Origin of the sequence: Pseudomonas putida (genome assembly GCF_028682455.1) — a bacterium.
GTDB lineage: Bacteria > Pseudomonadota > Gammaproteobacteria > Pseudomonadales > Pseudomonadaceae > Aquipseudomonas > Aquipseudomonas putida_AA.
On sequence record NZ_JANHLD010000001.1, the window covers coordinates 1,353,513 to 1,373,876 of the forward strand.

Sequence of the window (20,364 nt, forward strand, 5' to 3'; positions counted from 1 at the left end):
TCTGAAGGAAGCCCGAGGCAAAATGCTGGCCTGACGAACAGGAAGCGGATAGAGGCGGCACAGCGGGGTGAGGTGGCACAAATCGCCAAAGCCCAATACTTGCACGGAACGCTGTGACGTAGATCCGACAGGCATAAGCAGGAAGGTCGCGCGAATTACCCTGGGAGATCTGTACGTTTGCCATTGTGCTACCGCGCGTCGAAAGGCGACGGGATGAGCGTGCAGAAGTCAGCCGAAGCCGTAGTAAGTGGCGGTTAACCGCGCCACCAAGGGCCGAACAGGTTATGCCGCCAGTAGGCGTCGCCGTCTCGTTGGTAACCGTAATGCAGAAATTTCCCACAGCGGAAACTGTCATCCCGAGCTCCGGCCAGAAGCCGAGGGTGACGCCTGACAGTGCAAAGGTATCGACGGCGTCCGTGACGTGGACGAACGCGGAGCCGGACACGCTGATGGAGCGGGTGCTTGCACCGGCCAACCTCAGACGTGCGTATCAACGCGTGGTCAGCAACAAGGGAGCACCGGGTGCCGATGGCATGACGGTTGCTGACTTGGCGGGCTACGTGAGACAGTATTGGCCAACCCTCAAGGCCAGGTTACTGGCCGGTGAATACCAGCCCCAAGCAGTGCGAGCGGTTGAAATTCCCAAGCCGCAGGGCGGCACACGGCAACTGGGAATCCCCAGCGTCGTGGATCGCCTGATCCAGCAAGCACTGCAGCAGCAGCTCACACCTATCTTCGACCCACTGTTCTCGGACTACAGCTATGGTTTTCGTCCGGGCAGAAGTACGCATCAAGCCATCGAGATGGCTCGTGCTCATGTGACAGCGGGACACCGCTGGTGCGTGGAACTCGATCTGGAGAAGTTTTTCGATCGGGTCAATCACGACATCCTCATGGCCTGCATCGAACGTCGGATCAAAGACAAGTGCGTACTCAGGCTTATCCGCCGCTACCTTGAAGCCGGGATCATGTCGGGCGGTGTCGTCAGCCCACGGCAGGAGGGGACGCCGCAAGGCGGCCCGCTTTCGCCGTTGCTGTCGAACATCCTGCTCGACGAACTCGACCGCGAGCTGGAGCGACGGGGCCATCGCTTCGTACGTTATGCCGATGATGCGAACATCTATGTACGCAGTCCCCGGGCCGGCGAACGGGTGTTGGTCAGCGTCGAGCGCTTCCTGAGAGAACGTCTGAAGCTGACGGTGAACAGGAAGAAAAGCCAAGTGGCAAGGGCGTGGAAGTGCGACTACCTAGGCTATGGGATAAGCTGGCACCAGCAGCCAAGGCTGCGCGTGGCAAGGATGAGCCTAGACCGCTTACGCGACCGGCTCAGAATGCTGCTGCGCAGCGTACGGGCTCGCAAAATGGCGACTGTCATCGAGCGGATCAACCCCGTCCTGAGAGGCTGGGCTAGCTACTTCAAGCTCAGCCAGAGCAAGCGGCCGCTTGAGGAACTGGATGGTTGGGTCAGGCACAAACTCCGCTGCGTCATCTGGCGTCAATGGAAGCAGCCTCCCACGAGGCTGAGAAACTTGATGCGCCTGGGGTTGAGCGAGGAGCGTGCCAACAAGTCAGCCTTCAATGGCCGAGGTCCATGGTGGAATTCGGGAGCGCAACATATGAACTACGCGCTGCCAAAGAAACTGTGGGACCGGCTCGGGCTGGTCTCGATACTGGATACGATTAACCGGCTTAGCCGCGTAACCTGAACCGCCGTGTACGGAACCGTACGCACGGTGGTGTGAGAGGACGGCGGGTGTGAATCCGCCTCCTACTCGATTTCGCTGGGGCGGGCTTACCTCATTACGAACGTCACTGGGCAAGCCTGCTCCTACGCGCGGTCGCGCAACAGCAGCGGTTTGAGGTAGTAGCCGGTATAGGACTGCTTCATTTCGGCAACCTCTTCTGGCGTGCCGTACCCAATGATCTGGCCTCCTTTGGAGCCGCCCTCAGGGCCGAGGTCGACAATCCAGTCGGCGGTCTTGATCACGTCCAGATTGTGTTCGATCACCACCACGGTATTGCCGTGATCACGCAGGCGATGCAACACATCGAGCAGTTGCTGGATGTCGGCGAAGTGCAGGCCGGTGGTCGGTTCGTCGAGGATGTACAGCGTCTTGCCGGTATCTCGCTTGGACAGCTCGCGCGACAGTTTTACCCGCTGCGCCTCGCCACCAGACAGGGTGGTCGCCGATTGCCCCAGTTTGATATAGGACAGGCCGACATCCATCAGGGTCTGCAGCTTGCGCGCCAGGGCCGGTACGGCATCGAAGAACTCACGGGCCTCCTCGATAGTCATTTCCAGGACCTCGTGGATGTTCTTGCCCTTGTACTTGATCTCCAGGGTTTCGCGGTTGTAGCGCTTGCTCTTGCACACGTCGCAGGGCACATAGATGTCCGGCAAAAAGTGCATTTCAACCTTGATCAGGCCGTCGCCCTGACAGGCTTCGCAGCGACCGCCCTTGACGTTGAACGAGAAACGCCCCGGGCCATAGCCGCGGGAGCGTGATTCCGGCACGCCGGAGAACAGTTCACGAATGGGGGTGAACAACCCGGTGTAGGTCGCCGGGTTCGAGCGCGGTGTACGGCCGATCGGGCTCTGGTCGATGTCGACTACCTTGTCCAGGTGCTGCAGGCCGTCGCAGCTGTCATGCGGGGCCGCCTCCAGCGTGCTGGCGCCATTGAGGGCGGTCGCACTCAGCGGGAACAGGGTGTTGTTGATCAGCGTCGACTTCCCCGAGCCGGAGACGCCGGTGACACAGGTCAGCAGGCCAATCGGGATTTCCAGGTCTACATTCTGCAGGTTGTTGCCCCGTGCGCCCTTGAGCTTGAGTGAAAGCTTCTTGTTGCGCGGGGTGCGTTTGGCCGGTACGGCAATCTTGACTCGCCCGGACAGGTACTTGCCGGTGAGCGAGTCGGGGTGTGCCATCACCTCGGCCGGCGAGCCTTCGGCGACGATCTGGCCGCCGTGGACGCCAGCGCCCGGGCCGATGTCCACGACATAGTCGGCCAGGCGAATGGCATCTTCGTCGTGCTCGACCACGATCACCGTGTTGCCGATGTCGCGCAGGTGATTGAGGGTTGCCAGCAGCCTGTCGTTATCGCGCTGGTGGAGGCCGATGGAGGGCTCGTCGAGGATGTACATCACCCCGACGAGGCCTGCGCCGATCTGGCTGGCCAGGCGAATACGCTGCGCTTCGCCACCGGAAAGCGTATCGGCGCTGCGATCCAGGGTCAGGTAGTCGAGGCCGACGTTGACCAGGAACTGCAGGCGTTCACAGATTTCCTTGAGGATCTTGTCGGCGATCTCGCCGCGGCGTCCGGTCAGTTTAAGGCCGCCGAAGTAGTCGCTGGCATCGCCAATCGGCAGCCCGGTGACCGCCGGCAGCGTCTTTTCGCCCACCCAGACGTGTCGCGCCTCACGGCGCAGGCGCGTGCCGCGGCAGTCCGGGCAGGGTTGAGTGCTGAGAAACTTGGCCAGTTCTTCACGGACGGTGGCCGATTCCGTCTCGCGATAGCGGCGCTCCAGATTCGGCACGATGCCTTCGAAGGGGTGCGAGCGCTTGACGATGTCGCCACGGTCGTTGAGGTACTTGAAGTCGACGTTCTGCTTGCCGCTACCGTGCAGGATGACTTTCTGCTGCTCGGCAGGCAGCTCGCCGAAGGGTACTTCGAGGCTGAAGCCATAGTGCGCGGCCAGCGAACCGAGCATCTGGAAGTAGTAGACGTTGCGCCTGTCCCAGCCGCGTATGGCGCCTTCGGCCAGGGTCAGCTCGCTATTGACCAGTCGCTTGGTGTCGAAGAACTGCTTGACCCCCAGGCCGTCACAGGTCGGGCAGGCGCCTGCCGGGTTGTTGAAGGAGAACAGCTTGGGTTCGAGTTCGCTGATGGCATGACCGCAGATCGGGCAGGCAAAGCGCGCCGAAAAGATCATCTCTTCGAACGGTTCGTCGTCCATCGAGGCAACCAGGGCGATGCCATCGGCCAGCTTCAGTGCGGTTTCGAAGGACTCGGCCAGGCGCTGTTGCAGGTCTTCACGCACCTTGAAGCGATCGACCACTACGTCGATGGTGTGCTTTTTCTGCTTGTCCAGTTTCGGCAGTTCATCGAGCTCGTAGAGCTTGCCATTGACCCGGGCCCGCACAAAACCTTGGGCGCGCAGTTCGTCGAACACGGCCAGGTGCTCGCCCTTGCGCTCGCGAATCACCGGGGCCAGCAGCATCAGCTTACTGCCTTCGGGCTGGGCCAGCACCAGGTCGACCATCTGGCTGACGGTCTGGGCTTCCAGCGGAATGTCGTGATCCGGGCAGCGTGGGGTGCCGACGCGGGCATAGAGCAAGCGCAGGTAGTCGTAGATCTCGGTAATGGTGCCGACGGTAGAGCGGGGGTTGTGCGAAGTCGATTTCTGCTCGATCGAAATGGCCGGTGACAGGCCCTCGATGGTGTCGACGTCGGGCTTTTCCATCATCGACAGGAACTGCCGGGCATAGGCCGACAGCGATTCGACGTAGCGACGCTGGCCTTCTGCGTAGAGGGTGTCGAAGGCCAATGACGACTTGCCGGAACCGGACAGGCCGGTAATGACGATCAGCTTGTCCCGGGGCAGGGTCAGGTCAATGTTCTTCAGGTTGTGGGTTCTTGCCCCACGAATCAGGATCTTGTCCACTGCGGCCTCGCTCGGCGGGCATAAACGGTTGAGTATACGGCTCACTGCCATTACGCGGCAAAGCGTCGCGTATATGCCGTTAAGCGATGGGACTGGTAGAATCGCCGCCGGTTCACACGAGGTTTATCCATGCACGATACCCACAGCGAACGCATGAGTGGCAGCGAAACCCGCGCCGCAGGCGGCCTGGCCATGGTGTTCGCCTTCCGCATGCTGGGCATGTTCATGGTCCTGCCGGTGCTGGCGACTTATGGCATGGACCTGGCTGGCGCCACGCCGGCACTGATCGGCCTGGCCATAGGTGCCTATGGCCTGACCCAGGCATTCCTGCAGATTCCATTCGGGGTCATTTCCGACCGCATTGGCCGTCGCCCGGTGATTTACCTGGGCCTGGTCATCTTTGCACTGGGCAGTGTGCTCGCGGCTCAGGCCGACTCGATCTGGGGTGTGATCGCCGGACGAATCCTGCAGGGGGCTGGTGCGATTTCTGCCGCGGTGATGGCGTTGCTGTCGGACCTTACCCGTGAGCAGCACCGGACCAAGGCCATGGCCATGATCGGCATGAGCATCGGCTTGTCCTTTGCTGTGGCCATGGTGGTCGGGCCTTTGCTGACCCGTGCCTTCGGTCTGTCTGGCTTGTTCCTGGCCACGGCCGCCCTGGCGCTGGTGGGAATCGCCATCATCGCATTCATCGTGCCGGCGTCCCATGGCGCCCTTCAGCACCGTGAGTCAGGTGTCGCCAAACAGGCGTTGGGACCGACCTTGCGACATCCCGACCTGCTGCGCCTGGATGTGGGGATCTTCGTCCTGCACGCCATCCTGATGGCCAGCTTCGTTGCCTTGCCCCTGGCGCTCGTCGAGCGGGGCGGCCTGCCCAAGGAAGAGCACTGGTGGGTATATCTGACCGCCTTGCTGGTCTCATTTTTTGCAATGATCCCGTTCATCATCTACGGCGAGAAAAAGCGCAAGATGAAACGTGTCCTGCTGGGCGCGGTCAGTGTGTTGATGCTCACCGAGCTGTTCTTCTGGCTGTCAGCAGACAACTTGCACGAACTGGTGATCGGCACCGTGATATTCTTTACTGCCTTCAACCTGCTGGAGGCATCTTTGCCTTCGCTGGTGAGCAAGGTGTCGCCCGCCGGCGGCAAGGGTACGGCCATGGGGGTTTACTCCACCAGCCAGTTCCTTGGCGCCGCGCTGGGAGGAATTCTCGGTGGCTGGTTGTTCCAGCACGGTGGCCTGAGTACGGTGTTCCTGGGTTGTGCAGCCTTGTGTGCACTGTGGTGGATCGTGGCCCTGAGCATGCGTGAACCGCCGTATGTCACCAGCCTGCGCATGCCGTTGTCAGCCGAGGCGGTCCGTGAAGCCGGACTGACCGAGCGGTTGCTGGCCGTGCCGGGTGTGACCGACGCAGTGGTGGTGGCCGATGAAGCCGCCATCTATATCAAACTTGATACACAAATTTTGGATCGCACGACCCTGGAGCGCCTGGTAAACCCGGCCTCCGAAGCGTGTGAAGCCTAGGAGAACGTTATGGCCCGTGGGGTTAACAAAGTCATTCTGGTCGGTACCTGCGGTCAGGATCCCGAAGTCCGCTACCTGCCCAACGGTAACGCCGTGACCAACCTGAGCCTGGCCACCAGCGAGCAGTGGACCGACAAGCAGACCGGCCAGAAGGTCGAGCGCACCGAGTGGCACCGCGTCTCGATGTTCGGCAAAGTTGCCGAGATCGCCGGCGAGTACCTGCGTAAAGGTTCGCAGGTCTACATCGAAGGCAAGCTGCAGACCCGCGAGTGGGAAAAAGACGGCATCAAGCGTTACACCACCGAAATCATCGTCGACATGCAGGGCACCATGCAGCTGCTCGGCGGTCGTCCGCAGAACCAGGACGGTTCCCAGCAGCAGGGCGGCAACAACTACAACCAGGCGCCGCGCCAGCAGGCTCCGCGCCCGCAGCAGTCGGCACCCCAGCAGCGCCCGGCGCCTCAGCAGGCCGCACCGCAGCCGGCTCCGGATTTCGACAGCTTTGATGACGATATCCCGTTCTGATCAGTTGCCTGATTCTGCTGTCCCAAAAGCCCGTGGCCTTGTGCCCCGGGCTTTTTTTATCCCAAGGCGTTAATTCAGTGGCCCAGTTGATCAATTGCCGCTTGGGCAAATTGGCCGTCCAGCTCTGGCGTTGCACCGCTGATACCAATACCGCCGATGTGCACGCCACTTTTGGACATGATCGGCAATCCACCTTCCAGTAGCAGGAAGCCTGGGATAGCGGTGTAAGGATTTGCCGGCATCGCGGCACTTCGTTCTGCCAGCACTTTGGTTGATACCGGGAATTGGGCGGAGGTCGATGCCTTGAGCCGGGACACTTCGATGCTGCCGACGCTGGTGTTGTCCATGCGATGGAAGTGCTTGAGGTTGCCATGGTTGTCGACAACGCTGACAACGATCGAGAACCCTTTTTCCTGGGCGGCCTGCGCTGCGGCTTCGGCCATCGACTGCGCCATCTGCGCGGTGATGGAAGGCGGTGCAGCCTGTGCGGGGCCTGCGAGCATCAATGGTGCAATCACTGCAATGAGCGCTGCGAGCTTACGTGCTGTTTTCATGGTGCGTTGCGATCCTTGATTACGTTTTGCCAACGTAGCAGGCCGTTTCGCAGTGATAAGTAGTCCTATTTCCCTGCTTGGTGTCAGAACTTTCTGGTTGTCCTCGCGCCCTCTCCTGAAATCTTGACTAGAGTATCAACTGGTGACTGCTGTAAATGTCGCCACCGTGATCGTTCAAGAGACGCCGGCAACGTCCCGCGCGTCCACCACCTGATCAGGAGTGCACGATGGATCTCAACCGTCGGCAGTTCTTCAAGGTCGCCGCAATCGGCCTTGGAGGCTCGAGCCTGGCTGCGTTGGGGATGGCCCCGACCGCGGCCTTCGCCGAGCAGGTGCGTCACTTCAAGTTGGCGCATACCAAAGAAACCCGCAACACCTGCCCGTACTGCTCGGTGGGTTGCGGCTTGATCATGTACAGCCAGGGTGATGGGGCCAAGAACGTCGCCCAGAATATCATCCACATCGAGGGTGATGCCGACCACCCGGTAAACCGCGGCACCCTGTGCCCCAAAGGCGCGGGCTTGCTCGACTTTATCCACAGCCCCAACCGCCTGCAGTACCCGCAGGTACGCAAGGCGGGCAGCACGGAGTGGACGCGAGTTTCCTGGGATGAGGCGTTGGACCGTATCGCTGAGCTGATGAAGGCCGACCGCGATGCCAACTTCATCGAGAAGAACGCCCAGGGCCAGACCGTCAATCGCTGGCTAAGCGTAGGCTTCCTGGCCGCTTCGGCGTCCTCCAACGAAGCGGGCTACATGACCCATAAAGTCATTCGCAGTCTTGGCATGCTGGGGTTCGATAACCAGGCACGTGTCTGACATGGCCCGACGGTGGCAAGTCTTGCCCCGACGTACGGCCGTGGAGCCATGACCAACCACTGGACAGATATCGCTAACGCGAACCTGATCCTGGTGATGGGTGGCAACGCTGCAGAAGCCCATCCATGCGGCTTCAAATGGGTGACCGAGGCCAAGGCCCATAACAAGGCCCGGTTGATCGTGGTCGACCCGCGTTTTACCCGAACCGCTTCGGTGGCCGACTATTACGCGCCGATTCGTACCGGCACGGATATCGCGTTCATGGGCGGGCTGATCAACTACCTGATCAGCAATGACAAGATCCAGCACGAGTACGTCCACAACTACACCGACGTCTCGTTCATCGTCAAAGAAGGCTTCACCTTCGAGGACGGCTTGTTCAGCGGCTATGACGCCGACAAGCGCAGCTACACCGACAAATCCGGCTGGAGCTATGAAATCGGAGAGGACGGTTTTGCCAAGGTCGACCCGACCCTGCAAGACCCGCGCTGCGTGTTCCAGTTGATGAAGCAGCATTACAGCCGCTACACCCCGGAACTGGCCAGCCAGATCTGCGGCATGCCGGTGGACAGCATGCGCAAGATCTGGGAAGAGATCGCCACCTGCTCGCAACCGGGCAAGACCATGACGATCCTCTATGCCCTGGGCTGGACCCAGCATTCGATCGGCTCGCAGATCATCCGCAGTGCGGCCATGGTGCAGTTGCTGCTGGGTAACGTCGGCATGCCGGGCGGTGGGGTCAACGCCTTGCGCGGGCACTCCAATATCCAGGGTCTGACCGACCTTGGCTTGTTGTCCAACCTGTTGCCGGGCTACCTGACCCTGCCGTCGGATGCCGAACAGGACTACAACGCCTACATCGCCAAGCGTGCCTCCAAGCCGTTGCGACCGGGACAGATGTCCTACTGGCAGAACTACGGCAAGTTCCATGTCAGCCTGATGAAGGCCTGGTACGGCGCCAATGCCACGGTCGAGAACAACTGGGGCTACGACTACCTGCCCAAGCTGGATATTCCCGGCTACGACGTGTTGAAGATGTTCGACATGATGGCCAAGGAGCAGGTCAACGGTTACTTCTGCCAGGGCTTCAATCCGATTGCCGCCTTGCCGGACAAGAACCGTGTCACCGCTGCATTGAGCAAGCTCAAGTGGTTGGTGGTGATGGACCCGCTGGCCACCGAGACTTCGGAGTTCTGGCGCAATGCCGGGCCGTACAACGATGTCGACTCGACGAACGTGCAAACCGAAGTGTTCCGCCTGCCCACCACCTGTTTTGCCGAGGAAGACGGTTCGCTGGTCAACAGCAGCCGCTGGTTGCAATGGCACTGGAAAGGCGCCGACGGACCGGGCCAGGCCCGGACCGACGTGTGGATCATGAGTGCGCTGTTCCTGCGCCTGCGCGAACGCTACCAGAAGGAAGGCGGGGCCTGGGCCGAGTCGATCCTCAAGCTTAGTTGGCCGTACAAAGTACCCGACGAGCCGACGCCGGAAGAGATCGCCAAGGAGTTCAACGGCTATGCGGTGGCCGATGTCACCGATGCCACCGGCGCGACCCTCAAGGCCGGGCAGCAACTGGCCGGTTTTGCCCAGCTCAAGGACGATGGCAGTACCGCGTCGGGCTGCTGGATCTTCTGCGGCAGTTGGACCGAGCAGGGTAATCAGATGGCCCGGCGTGACAATGCCGACCCGTTCGGCATGAAGCAGAACCTGGGCTGGGCCTGGGCATGGCCAGCGAACCGGCGGATTCTCTACAACCGCGCATCGGCGGATGTGCAGGGCAAGCCCTGGTCGCCGAACAAGCGCCTGGTGTGGTGGAACGGCAAGGCCTGGGGTGGCACCGACGTGCCGGACTACAAGGTCGACGTGCCGCCGGAAGCGGGCATGAACCCGTTCATCATGAACCCCGAAGGCGTGGCGCGTTTCTTTGCCCTGGACAAGATGAACGAAGGGCCGTTCCCGGAGCACTACGAGCCGTTCGAAACACCTATCGGGGTCAACCCGTTGCACCCCAACAACAAGAAGGCGACCAGCAACCCGGCGGGCCGGGTATTCGATTCGGTATGGGATTCCCTGGGGCAAGCCAAGGACTTCCCGTATGCCGCTACCACGTACCGACTGACCGAGCACTTCCACTTCTGGACCAAGCACTGTCCGATCAACGCCGTGACCCAGCCGGAACAGTTCGTCGAGATCGGCGAAGTACTGGCCAAGGAGAAGGGCATTGCCGCAGGCGACCGAGTGCGTGTCACCTGCAAGCGCGGGCATATCGAGGCCGTGGCGGTGGTGACCAAGCGGATTCGACCGCTGCAGGTCAACAACCAGACCGTGCACCAGATCGGCATTCCGCTGCACTGGGGCTTCACCGGGGTGACGCGACACGGCTACCTGACCAACACCTTGGTGCCGTTCCTCGGTGACGGTAATACCCAGACGCCGGAATCGAAGTCGTTCTTGGTCAACGTGGAGAAAATCTGATGGCCAGCCAAGACATCATTGCCCGTTCGGCCACCACCACACCGCCGCCGTCGATCCGCCAGCAGGAGGAAGTGGCCAAGCTGATCGACACCACCAAGTGCATCGGCTGCAAGGCCTGCCAGGTGGCGTGCTCGGAGTGGAACGAGCTGCGCGACGAGGTAGGTCACAGCTATGGCACCTACGACAACCCCCACGACCTGAGCGCTGAAACCTGGACCTTGATGCGCTTCACCGAGCATGAAAACACCGACGGTAACCTGGAGTGGTTGATCCGCAAGGATGGCTGCATGCACTGCGCCGATCCTGGCTGCCTGAAGGCCTGTCCCAGCCCTGGGGCAATCATCAAGCACGCCAATGGCATCGTCGATTTCAACCAGGACCATTGCATCGGTTGCGGCTACTGCATCACCGGCTGCCCGTTCAACATCCCGCGGATTTCGCAGAAGGACCACAAGGCCTACAAGTGCACCTTGTGCTCCGACCGCGTTGCGGTGGGGCTAGAGCCTGCGTGCGTGAAAACCTGCCCGACCGGGGCGATCGTGTTCGGCAGCAAGGAAGACATGAAGGAGCATGCTGCCGAGCGTATCGTTGACCTCAAATCGCGTGGTTTCGACAACGCCGGTCTGTACGACCCCGATGGAGTCGGCGGCACCCATGTGATGTACGTGCTGCACCACGCCGACTCACCGAAATTGTACGCCGGTTTGCCGGACCAGCCGGTGATCAGCCCGCTGGTGGGGCTGTGGAAGGGCGTGAGCAAGCCGCTGGCGCTTCTGGCGATGGGGGCGGCGGTGCTGGCCGGGTTCTTCCACTATGTACGGATCGGTCCACAGCGGGTGGAGGAGGATGAACACCCAGCCCCGCCGGATACCAGCGTGCATGTGGTCGATCCGGCGGTCCATGTGTTTGACCCGGGCCAGCCAGGTGCGCAAGGGGAGGAGCGACCATGAACGACAAACCCATCCTGCGCTACAACGCCAACGAACGGACCAATCACTGGATCGTGGCGATCCTGTTCATCTTTGCCGGGTTGTCGGGGCTGGCGCTGTTTCATCCGGCGTTGTTCTGGCTCAGTCACTTGTTCGGCGGCGGGCCCTGGACGCGAATCCTGCACCCGTTCCTGGGTGTGGCCATGTTCGTGTTTTTCCTCGGCCTGGTGTTTCGCTTCTGGCGCGCCAACTTCATCAGCGGCAACGACCGCTTGTGGTTGCGGCGCATTGACCGGGTGATGCGTAACGAAGAGGAGGGTGTGCCGCCAATCGGCAAGTACAACCCGGGGCAGAAGCTGCTGTTCTGGACCTTGCTGATCTGCATGTTGATTCTGTTGTTGAGCGGTATCGTGATCTGGCGCGCCTGGTTCAGCCAGTACTTCGATATCGGTGCGATTCGTCTGGCGACCCTGCTGCATGCACTGGCGGCGTTCGTGCTGGTGCTGAGCATCATCGTGCATATCTATGCCGGGATCTGGATCAAGGGTTCGGTCAGCGCGATGTTGCATGGTTGGGTCAGCCGTGCCTGGGCGAAAAAACACCATGAACTCTGGTATCGGGAAGTGACCCGCGAGGATCCGCCGGGCCCGCGGACCAGCAAAAAAGGATGACCTCTTGAGCACTATTCTGGAACCTGGGCAAATCGAAGCGGCGGCCAGCGCGCCGCCGTTTCTCTACCTGCCCCCCGCAAACCTGTTCGCGTTGCGCGCCGAGCGCCTGGAGGCCCTGGCCCAGGGCAATGCGCTGGGCGACTACCTGCAGCTGATCGCCAGCCTTTGCCGCGTTCAGCAAGGCCTGCTCGACGATCCCCCGTTGCCGGCACCGGAACACAGCGAACGCCAGCGCTTATGCCTGGAGCACGGCCTGCCGCCGCTGGCAGCCGACAGCCTGGTTCGCGAAGGACATTGGCTGGCGTATCTGAGCGCCTTGCTCGAACGCTACCCCATGCCGGCGGCCGCCGAATTGGCGGCTGCCGTCAACAGCCTGCGCGACGCCCGTGACGAGCAACGCAAACTCTGGGGTATCGCCTTGCTGACAGGACAGTACAGCGTTGTTCCGCCAGCACTGGTGCCGTTTCTTGGCGCGGCACTGCAAGCGGCCTGGAGCCACTGGCTGTTGAACCTGCCAGGCGCCGAGCTCAAGGCGGGCGACAGCCTCTGCCAGTGCCCGGGCTGTGGCTCGCCGGCCATGGCCGGGGTCATCCGCCACCGGGGCAAGCACAATGGGCTTCGCTACCTGGTGTGTTCGCTCTGTGCCTGCGAGTGGCATGTGGTGCGGGTCAAGTGCGTGTATTGCGAGCAGAGCAAGGGGCTGGAGTACTTCAACCTGGAGGATGATCGCTACGCTGCCGGCAAGGCGCCCTTGCGTGCCGAGTGTTGTCCAGGCTGCAAGTGCTACCTCAAGCAGATCTACCTGGAGAACGACGCCGGGGCAGAAGCGTTGTCGGCGGACCTCGCCAGCCTGGCCCTGGACATACGCCTGGACGAGGAGGGTTATCAACGCATGGCTCCGAACCTGATGCTGGCGCCAGGAGGGGAGTGAGGCCAGCGTCTACACTCATCGCGGGGCAAGCCCGTTCCAGCGGTATGGGCGGGCTTGCCCCGCGATAGCCGCTCCCCAGCCAAAGAAAATTGTTGAAGGTAGTCCCCCGAATGCCCTCCAATCTTGCCAAGCTTCCCGCCCGCTTACCCTCCATCGACACCTTGCTACGCCACCCCGCCTGCCAGCCTCTGCTGGATCGCTACGGCCGCGATGCCGTGCTGGCTACACTTCGCCAACTGCTCGATGACCTGCGTGAGCCCGCCCGGCAGGGGCAGCTGGAAGCCGCCGAGCTGGCCATGCCGGTGCTGGCAGGACGTGCCGGCGAACGCCTGGCCACCCAGCACCGCAGCCAGGTGCGCAGGGTGTTCAACCTTACCGGTACGGTCTTGCACACCAACCTGGGCCGGGCGCTGCTGCCCGATGAAGCCATCGAGGCCGTGCGGATGGCCGCGCGTTATCCGCTGAACCTCGAGTTCGACCTGAACACCGGCAAGCGGGGCGACCGCGACGATCTCATCGAGGGCCTGATTCGCGAAATGACCGGCGCCGAGGCCGTCACTGTGGTCAACAACAACGCGGCAGCCGTACTGCTGGCGCTCAACAGCCTGGGCGCCCGCAAGGAGGGCATCATTTCTCGCGGGGAGCTGATCGAGATCGGTGGCGCCTTCCGCATTCCCGACATCATGGCCCGGGCCGGGGTAAAGCTGCACGAGGTCGGTACCACCAACCGCACCCATGCCCGTGACTATGAAGCGGCCATTGGCCCACGCAGCGGCCTGTTGATGCGGGTGCACTGCAGCAACTACAGCATCCAGGGTTTTACCACCCAGGTGCCGACCGCCACGCTTGCCCAGTTGGCTCATCAGCACGAATTGCCGTTGCTCGAAGACCTGGGCAGTGGCAGCCTGCTCGACCTGACCCGTTGGGGATTGCCTGCCGAACCCACGGTTCGCCAGGCCCTGGCCGACGGGGCGGATATCGTCACCTTCAGCGGTGACAAACTGCTCGGTGGGCCCCAGGCCGGGATCATCGTGGGCAGCAAGGCACTGATCGCCCGCATCAAGAAGAACCCGCTCAAGCGTGCCCTGCGCGTCGACAAGATGACCCTGGCTGCCCTGGAGGCGGTGCTGGGCTTGTACCGCAACCCTGATCTATTGGCCCAACGACTGCCCAGCCTGCGCTTGCTGACACGTCCCCAGAACGAAATCCTCGCCCAGGCCGAGCGCCTGGCGCCGGTGCTGGCGCAGCAGCTGGGCGAGCAATGGCAGGTCATGGCTGTGCCGGCCCTGAGCATGATCGGTAGCGGCAGCCAGCCGGTCGCACGCCTGCCCAGCGCCGCCCTGTGCCTGCGCCCGCAGGTGTCCAGGCGCTTGCGCGGTCGTTGCCTGCAGGGCCTGGAGCAAGCCCTGCGCCTGCTGTCGATCCCGGTGCTCGGACGCATCGATGACGATGCGCTGTGGCTCGACCTGCGCCAGCTCGACGATGAGGCGGGTTGGCTGGCGCAGTTGCCCACGTTGCAATGGTCGGAGGTCTGCGGGTGATCGTGGGTACCGCCGGGCACATCGACCACGGCAAGACATCCTTGCTCGAAGCCCTGACCGGGGAGGCAGGCGACCACCGTCGAGAAGAGCGCGAGCGGGGCATGACCATCGACCTGGGCTACCGCTACGCGTCGCTCGAGCCCGGGGCACCGTTGACCGGCTTTATCGATGTGCCGGGCCATGAGCGATTTATCCACAACATGCTGGCGGGCGCCCAAGGCATCGACCTGGTGCTGCTGGTGGTGGCCGCCGATGACGGCGTGATGCCGCAGACACGCGAGCACCTGGCCATTGTCGAGCTGCTGGGCATACCCAGGGCGCTGGTCGCGATCAGCAAGTGCGACCGGGTCGAGCCGCAGCGGGTCAAGGAGGTCCAGGCGCAAGTCGCTGTCCTGCTCGCAGCCGGGCCGTATGCGGGTGCTGCACAGTTTGCGTTGTCCAGCGTGACCGGTGATGGCGTCGATGCCTTGCGTCTGGCGTTGCTCAGGGCCCAGGGAGAGGTACGTGAGCGCGGTCGACGGGGCGGTTTTCGCTTGGCCATCGACCGCGCTTTTGCCGTGTCCGGGGCTGGCATCGTAGTCACCGGCACGGCGCTGGCGGGCCAGGTGCAATTGGGCGATACCCTGGCGCTGGGCAAGGCCGGCAAACCGGTTCGGGTTCGTGGGCTGCATGCCCAGAACCAGGCGGTGAGCGAGGCCTGGGCCGGGCAACGGGTGGCGCTCAACATCAGCGCCGAACGCCTGGAACTCGAGCATATCCACCGGGGTGACTGGTTGCTTGCACAATGGCTGCACGGGCCGACCCAGCGGGTGGACATCGAGATGCAGTTGCTACCCGGTGAAATCCGCAACTTCACGCACTTCAGCCCGGTGCATGTGCACCTGGGCACCCAGGACGTCACGGCCCGGGTAGCCCTGTTGCAAGGCGAACTGTTGCTGCCCGGTGGGCGCATGTTTGCCCAGTTGCAGCTCAATGCACCATTGCAGGCGGTGCATGGTGATCGCCTGGTGCTGCGCGACCACAGTGCACAACGTACCCTTGGCGGTGGCAAGGTGCTTGACCCCTTCGCCCCGGCGCGCCAGCGTCGTAGCGAGGCACGCCTGGCGCAGTTGCAGGCGCTGGCTGGCGTCGATGGCCTGGAGCAGGCCTTGCCGGCGCTGCTTGCCAACGACGAGACAGGGCTTGACCCGCAGCACCTGGAACGGCAGTTCAACCGCCTGCGCAGTAGCTGGAAATTGCCGGCGCAGGTGCAGGTCATCGCCACCCGCCAGGGGCCGTTGCTGTTCACCACGGTGCGCTGGCAATGCCTAAAGCGCACGGTACTGGAACAACTGGCGCGGTTTCATGAGCAGGAGCCGGACCAGCTCGGCCCTGACCGTGATCGTCTACGCCGCTTTGCCGCACTCCCCTTGGAGCGTCCGGCCTTCATCAGCCTGCTCGACGAATTGCTCGCCAGTGGGTCAATGGTCGGCAACGGGCCCTGGCTGCACCTGCCCGAGCACCAGGTGCGCCTGAGCGACACCGACACGGCACTGTGGCAACAGCTGCAGCCGCTGCTCGAGCAGGGCCAATTCAACCCACCCTGGGTGCGGGACCTGGCCAAGGCCGTGTCGGTGGATGAGGCCGAGGTTCGTTTATTGCTGCGAAAACTGGCGCGTTTGGGGCAGGTGCACCAGGTGGTGCGCGATCTGTTCTATCCTGAGGCCACTATCCGACAAATGGCGTCTATGCTCTTGCAGCTGGCCAGCGACGATCCGGTAGTGCAGGTGACGGCCTTTCGTGATGTGCTGGGAATCGGCCGCAAACGCAGCATTCAGGTGCTGGAGTACTTTGATCGTATCGGCCTGACGCGGCGGATGGGTGATCGGCGTCAGATTCGTGCAGACAACGCCCTGGCACAATCGCCAGGGCCCTGAGTTCAAGGAAGGCAATCGCGCCCGGTGGCGCGGCCGGGCTTCAAACCCGGTTGGGGACGGCAACCGTTCCCGGGCAGGTTCGACTCCCGCTGCCTTCCGCCATATTCCCCTGAGCATCCGCCTGAATCGAGTGATCACCTTCCGTCGAGGACGAACTCTGCGACCGTTTGTGCCACCTGATCCGCCACCCCAGGCGTTTCACGCAAGTGGGCGGCGATGCCGTGATCGCAGTCCGAAAGCAACAAACACTCCAGGTGCGGCGGAGGTACCGAGGCGAGCAACGCGCGGGTGACCTCTTCGGGGATGGGGCTGTAGCGCTGGGCGCCCGCCAGCCAGAGCGTACCGGCCGACGTGCCGGCACCTTGCCCGTAGGCTTGGGAATTAAGCCCGTCGAACTCGCCCATCACCAACAACACACGGCCGGGAAACTTGCGCAGGAACTCGAAGCTGTCGCAGTCCAGAAAGCCGTAGGGCTTGCTGATCGCTGCCTTGAAGGCCGGCCCGAAGGGGGCATCGTGAGCGTTGTCCGGATACACGGCAGGACAGATGAGAATCAACTTGTCCACAGCCGGCTGCCGGGCCGCCAGTTTCAGGGCAATTGACGCGCCCAGGCTGTGGCCGACCAGGGTCCGGCAGCGCGGTGCGATGTGCCGCTGAAAGCGCAAGGCTTCTTCACGGTTGGTGGTGAGCGAAGGCGCGATCGCACCTGGTTCGCTGGCAAGGCTGTGTCCCGACAGATTGGCCGTCAGCGAGCCAATGCCCAGCGCCTGCAGCCTATAGAGCAGGGGGTTGAGACGGGTGAAGTCCGAGCGAGCCCCGCCCACCACGAACAAGGGCGGCGCCCGTTCCGCGTCGGGCACCAGCAGCCGGGCCTGCTGTTGATAAGTGTCGAAGGTTTCGGTGATGAAGTGTTCTACTCCGGGGCTGGGTTCATCGTATTGCCAGGTGGAGCGTATGGTTGACATCGTGTCGAGTTGCATGGGCACCGCCTAGTTGACCTGAAGATGCAGCCATTCACCCCCGCAGGTTGCCGGCAGGGAACGATGGCCTGATCAGTCTAGGACCGAAATGCACCGCATACCGAATGCTTGATCTTTATCCACAACGCAGCGCCGTGACGGGCCAGCGTTAGACTTTCCCTGCCGGAAAACGCAAAATGTGCCATTCACCTCATTTATCTGATCGGACCTGCTGACTCTATGCGAATGCGCCTGATGCTGTTGGGTGGTGGAAATGCCCTCGGGCAAGCGCTGATTCGACTCGGGGCCGAGGAAGATATCGGCTTTCTGGCACCGCGCCCGCCCGACCAGGGCTGGGACCCGGCCAGCCTGACCCAGCTGCTGGACGACACACGCCCCGACGCCCTGGTGAACCTGGCCTACTACTTCGACTGGTTCCAGGCAGAGTCGGTCAGCGAACAGCGCCTGGCCCAGCAGGAGCGCTCGGTGGAACGCCTGGCCGAGCTGTGTCAGCACCACAACATCATTCTGGTGCAGCCATCGAGCTACCGGGTGTTCGATGGCTCGCGCGCCACCGCCTACAGCGAAAAAGACGAACCGATACCCCTGGGCCAGCGTGGCCAGGCGCTGTGGCGGATCGAGCAGAGCGTGCGTGCGACCTGTCCGCAGCATGTGCTGCTGCGCTTCGGCTGGCTGCTCGACGAGAGTATCGATGGTGTGCTCGGGCGCTTCCTGACTCGCGCCGAGCAGCCCCAGGAGCTGCTGTTGGCCGACGACCGTCGCGGCAACCCGACCCCGGTGGACGACGCTGCGCGGGTGATCCTTTCGGTGCTCAAGCAGCTCGATTGTGCCGCGCCGCTGTGGGGCACCTACCATTACGCCGGCAACGAGGCCACCACGCCGCTGGCGCTGGGGCAGGCAATCCTCAGCGAGGCGTCGTTGCTGCACAAGCTGGCCGTCACCGAGCCGACCGCGCAGGCCCATGCCGCGCGCCCCGATGCCAGCGAAGAACCGCAGCATGCAGTGCTGGCCTGCAAGAAAATCCTGCACACTTTCGGTATCAAGCCCCGCGCCTGGCGCGCCGGCTTGCCGCCCTTACTGGACCGTTTCTACCGTCATGGCTGATGCCCCCATTCTGATCACCGGTGGCGCCGGTTTTATCGGCTCCCACCTGAGCGACGCGTTGCTGGAAAAAGGTTACGCGGTGCGAATCCTCGATGATCTGTCCACCGGCAAGCCGGCCAACCTGCAAATGGATCACTCCCAGCTTGAGCTGATCGAAGGCGATGTGGCCGATGCCGAACTGGTCAAGCGCGTGGCGGCGGGTTGCCAGGCAGTGGTTCACCTGGCGGCGGTGGCATCGGTGCAAGCCTCGGTCGATGACCCGGTCAAAACCCACCAGAGCAATTTCATTGGCACCCTGAATGTCTGCGAGGCCATGCGCATCAATGGCATCAAGCGGGTGCTGTTTGCCTCCAGTGCAGCCGTGTATGGCAACAATGGCGAAGGCCTGGCGATTGATGAAGACACGCCCAAGGCCCCGCTGACGCCCTATGCCGTCGACAAGCTGGCCAGCGAGCAATACCTGGACTTCTACCGCCGCCAGCATGGCCTGGAGCCGGTGGTGTTTCGCTTTTTCAACATCTTCGGTCCACGCCAGGATCCGTCTTCACCGTACTCGGGGGTGATCAGCATCTTCTGCGAGCGCGCCCTGGGCGGGCAGCCGATCACCCTGTTCGGAGATGGCGAGCAGACCCGCGACTTTGTCTATGTCGGTGACCTGGTCAACGTGATGGTCCAGGCGCTGGAACTGGCGCAGGTCGAAGAAGGGGCGGTGAATATCGGCCTGAGCCAGGCCACTTCGCTGAACCAACTGCTGGCAGCATTGAAGTCGGTACTGGGCGACCTGCCGGCGATCAGCCACGGGCCGGCGCGCTCGGGGGATATCCGTCATTCGCGGGCGAACAATCAGCGCCTGCTGGCGCGATTCGAGTTTGCCGAGCCGACACCCTTTGTCCAAGGGCTGGCGCGCTTGTTGGAGCGTTGAATGCATCGCGGGGCAAGCCCGCTCCTACCTGTCCGGTAGGAGCGGGCTTGCCCCGCGATTTACATTAGCGCTGACTCAGAACTTGTAACCCACACCCACCATATAGACCCACGGATCGACATCCACGTCGACCTTGGTCTTGCCCACGCCCAGGGCGCTCGGGCCGTCGATGCTGGCCTTGGTGTCGATGTCGATGTACCAGACCGCAGCGTTGACCAGGATGTTGTCGGTGATCATGTAGTCCATGCCCAGTTGACCGGCCAGGCCAACCGAATCCTTGAGCTTCATGTTGCTGAAGCCCTGGGCCTTGCGGTTGCTGCTCAGGTCTTCGTCGAAGAACATGGTGTAGTTCAGACCGATACCGGCGTATGGCTGGAACTTGGAGGTTGGCTCCAGTGGGTAGTACTGCAGCGACAGGGTCGGTGGCAGTTGTTTGATGTCACCCAGCTTGCCGTCCAGGCCTGCGCCCAGGCCCTTGACGCCAACCGTGTGCTGGAACGGCGTGGCCGCCAGCAGCTCCAGGCCGATGTGGTCGGTCAGCATGTAGGCGAATGCCAGGCCCAGTTGGGTGTCGCTGTCCAGGGTTGCCTTGGTGCCGGACATCTTGGTGCCGTCGAGCTTGATATCACCGCTGTTCTCGTTGGGAGCGGTGGTGATGGCGCCGGCACGCAGGATGAAGTCGCCAGCCTGGTGGGCGTGGGCAACAGGGGCTGCGAGCGCCAGGGCAATGAGCGAGGCGCTGAGCAAGGACTTGTTCATGGAAGCTCCCAAAGGACGTTTAGAATTGAATGCGTCCAATGGTAAAGGCCCG

15 protein-coding genes and 1 tRNA gene are annotated in these 20,364 nt (G+C 62.5%); 12 read left to right on the forward strand and 4 right to left on the reverse strand.

Annotated features, from left to right (window positions below; all coding sequences use genetic code 11):
• Positions 1-284 precede the first annotated feature (284 nt).
• Positions 285-1,706: a group II intron reverse transcriptase/maturase gene (ltrA, locus tag NPS58_RS06675; RefSeq protein ID WP_003253430.1), complete on the forward strand. Its 1,422-nt coding sequence runs from the start codon at positions 285-287 to the stop codon at positions 1,704-1,706.
• 122 nt (positions 1,707-1,828) lie between these two features.
• On the opposite strand, the gene uvrA is transcribed toward ltrA, so the two are convergent.
• On the reverse strand, positions 1,829-4,663 hold the full coding sequence (gene uvrA / locus NPS58_RS06680) for an excinuclease ABC subunit UvrA (protein WP_274114522.1): 2,835 nt from the start codon (positions 4,661-4,663) through the stop codon (positions 1,829-1,831).
• A gap of 129 nt (positions 4,664-4,792) precedes the next feature.
• Between uvrA and NPS58_RS06685 the strand changes: the two genes are divergently transcribed.
• Positions 4,793-6,187, forward strand: coding sequence for an MFS transporter (locus tag NPS58_RS06685; RefSeq protein WP_274114524.1), 1,395 nt, complete (start codon positions 4,793-4,795; stop codon positions 6,185-6,187).
• 9 nt (positions 6,188-6,196) lie between these two features.
• Positions 6,197-6,712 carry a single-stranded DNA-binding protein gene (locus NPS58_RS06690; protein ID WP_107024803.1) on the forward strand — a complete coding sequence of 172 codons (516 nt, stop codon included), beginning with the start codon at positions 6,197-6,199 and terminating at the stop codon, positions 6,710-6,712.
• Positions 6,713-6,786: 74 nt separating this feature from the next.
• Here the strand turns inward: NPS58_RS06690 and NPS58_RS06695 are convergent, their stop codons facing one another.
• Positions 6,787-7,266, reverse strand: coding sequence for a GlcG/HbpS family heme-binding protein (locus NPS58_RS06695; RefSeq protein ID WP_274114527.1), 480 nt, complete (start codon positions 7,264-7,266; stop codon positions 6,787-6,789).
• Between the two features lie 227 nt (positions 7,267-7,493).
• Between NPS58_RS06695 and fdnG the strand changes: the two genes are divergently transcribed.
• The 7 genes from fdnG to NPS58_RS06730 all read left to right on the forward strand — a co-directional run bounded on the left by fdnG (position 7,494) and on the right by NPS58_RS06730 (position 16,649).
• Complete coding sequence (fdnG, locus tag NPS58_RS06700) at positions 7,494-10,559, forward strand: formate dehydrogenase-N subunit alpha (RefSeq protein WP_274114529.1); 3,066 nt, start codon at positions 7,494-7,496, stop codon at positions 10,557-10,559.
• On the forward strand, positions 10,559-11,509 hold the full coding sequence (gene fdxH, locus NPS58_RS06705) for a formate dehydrogenase subunit beta (protein ID WP_274114531.1): 951 nt from the start codon (positions 10,559-10,561) through the stop codon (positions 11,507-11,509). Before fdnG ends, fdxH begins: the two co-directional genes overlap by 1 nt.
• On the forward strand, positions 11,506-12,159 hold the full coding sequence (locus NPS58_RS06710) for a formate dehydrogenase subunit gamma (RefSeq protein WP_274114533.1): 654 nt from the start codon (positions 11,506-11,508) through the stop codon (positions 12,157-12,159). The genes fdxH and NPS58_RS06710 overlap by 4 nt, the downstream gene beginning before the upstream one ends.
• A 4-nt stretch (positions 12,160-12,163) precedes the next feature.
• Positions 12,164-13,090, forward strand: coding sequence for a formate dehydrogenase accessory protein FdhE (gene fdhE / locus NPS58_RS06715; RefSeq protein ID WP_274114535.1), 927 nt, complete (start codon positions 12,164-12,166; stop codon positions 13,088-13,090).
• A gap of 110 nt (positions 13,091-13,200) precedes the next feature.
• Positions 13,201-14,631 carry an L-seryl-tRNA(Sec) selenium transferase gene (gene selA, locus NPS58_RS06720; RefSeq protein WP_274114537.1) on the forward strand — a complete coding sequence of 477 codons (1,431 nt, stop codon included), beginning with the start codon at positions 13,201-13,203 and terminating at the stop codon, positions 14,629-14,631.
• Positions 14,628-16,547, forward strand: a complete 1,920-nt coding sequence (selB, locus tag NPS58_RS06725) for a selenocysteine-specific translation elongation factor (protein ID WP_274115370.1) — start codon at positions 14,628-14,630, stop codon at positions 16,545-16,547. Before selA ends, selB begins: the two co-directional genes overlap by 4 nt.
• Before the next feature lie 6 nt (positions 16,548-16,553).
• A tRNA-Sec gene (locus NPS58_RS06730) sits at positions 16,554-16,649 on the forward strand.
• A 32-nt stretch (positions 16,650-16,681) separates the two neighbouring features.
• Here the strand turns inward: NPS58_RS06730 and NPS58_RS06735 are convergent.
• Positions 16,682-17,527 (reverse strand): alpha/beta hydrolase, encoded by an 846-nt coding sequence (locus NPS58_RS06735; protein WP_274114539.1) that lies wholly within the window; start codon positions 17,525-17,527, stop codon positions 16,682-16,684.
• Between the two features lie 219 nt (positions 17,528-17,746).
• Between NPS58_RS06735 and NPS58_RS06740 the strand changes: the two genes are divergently transcribed.
• Positions 17,747-18,631: a sugar nucleotide-binding protein gene (locus NPS58_RS06740; protein WP_274114541.1), complete on the forward strand. Its 885-nt coding sequence runs from the start codon at positions 17,747-17,749 to the stop codon at positions 18,629-18,631.
• Entirely contained in the window at positions 18,624-19,553 is a 930-nt protein-coding gene (locus NPS58_RS06745; RefSeq protein WP_274114543.1) for an NAD-dependent epimerase/dehydratase family protein, read from the forward strand. Before NPS58_RS06740 ends, NPS58_RS06745 begins: the two co-directional genes overlap by 8 nt.
• Before the next feature lie 75 nt (positions 19,554-19,628).
• Here the strand turns inward: NPS58_RS06745 and NPS58_RS06750 are convergent, their stop codons facing one another.
• On the reverse strand, positions 19,629-20,312 hold the full coding sequence (locus tag NPS58_RS06750; RefSeq protein WP_274114545.1) for an OmpW/AlkL family protein: 684 nt from the start codon (positions 20,310-20,312) through the stop codon (positions 19,629-19,631).
• Positions 20,313-20,364: the final 52 nt, after the last annotated feature.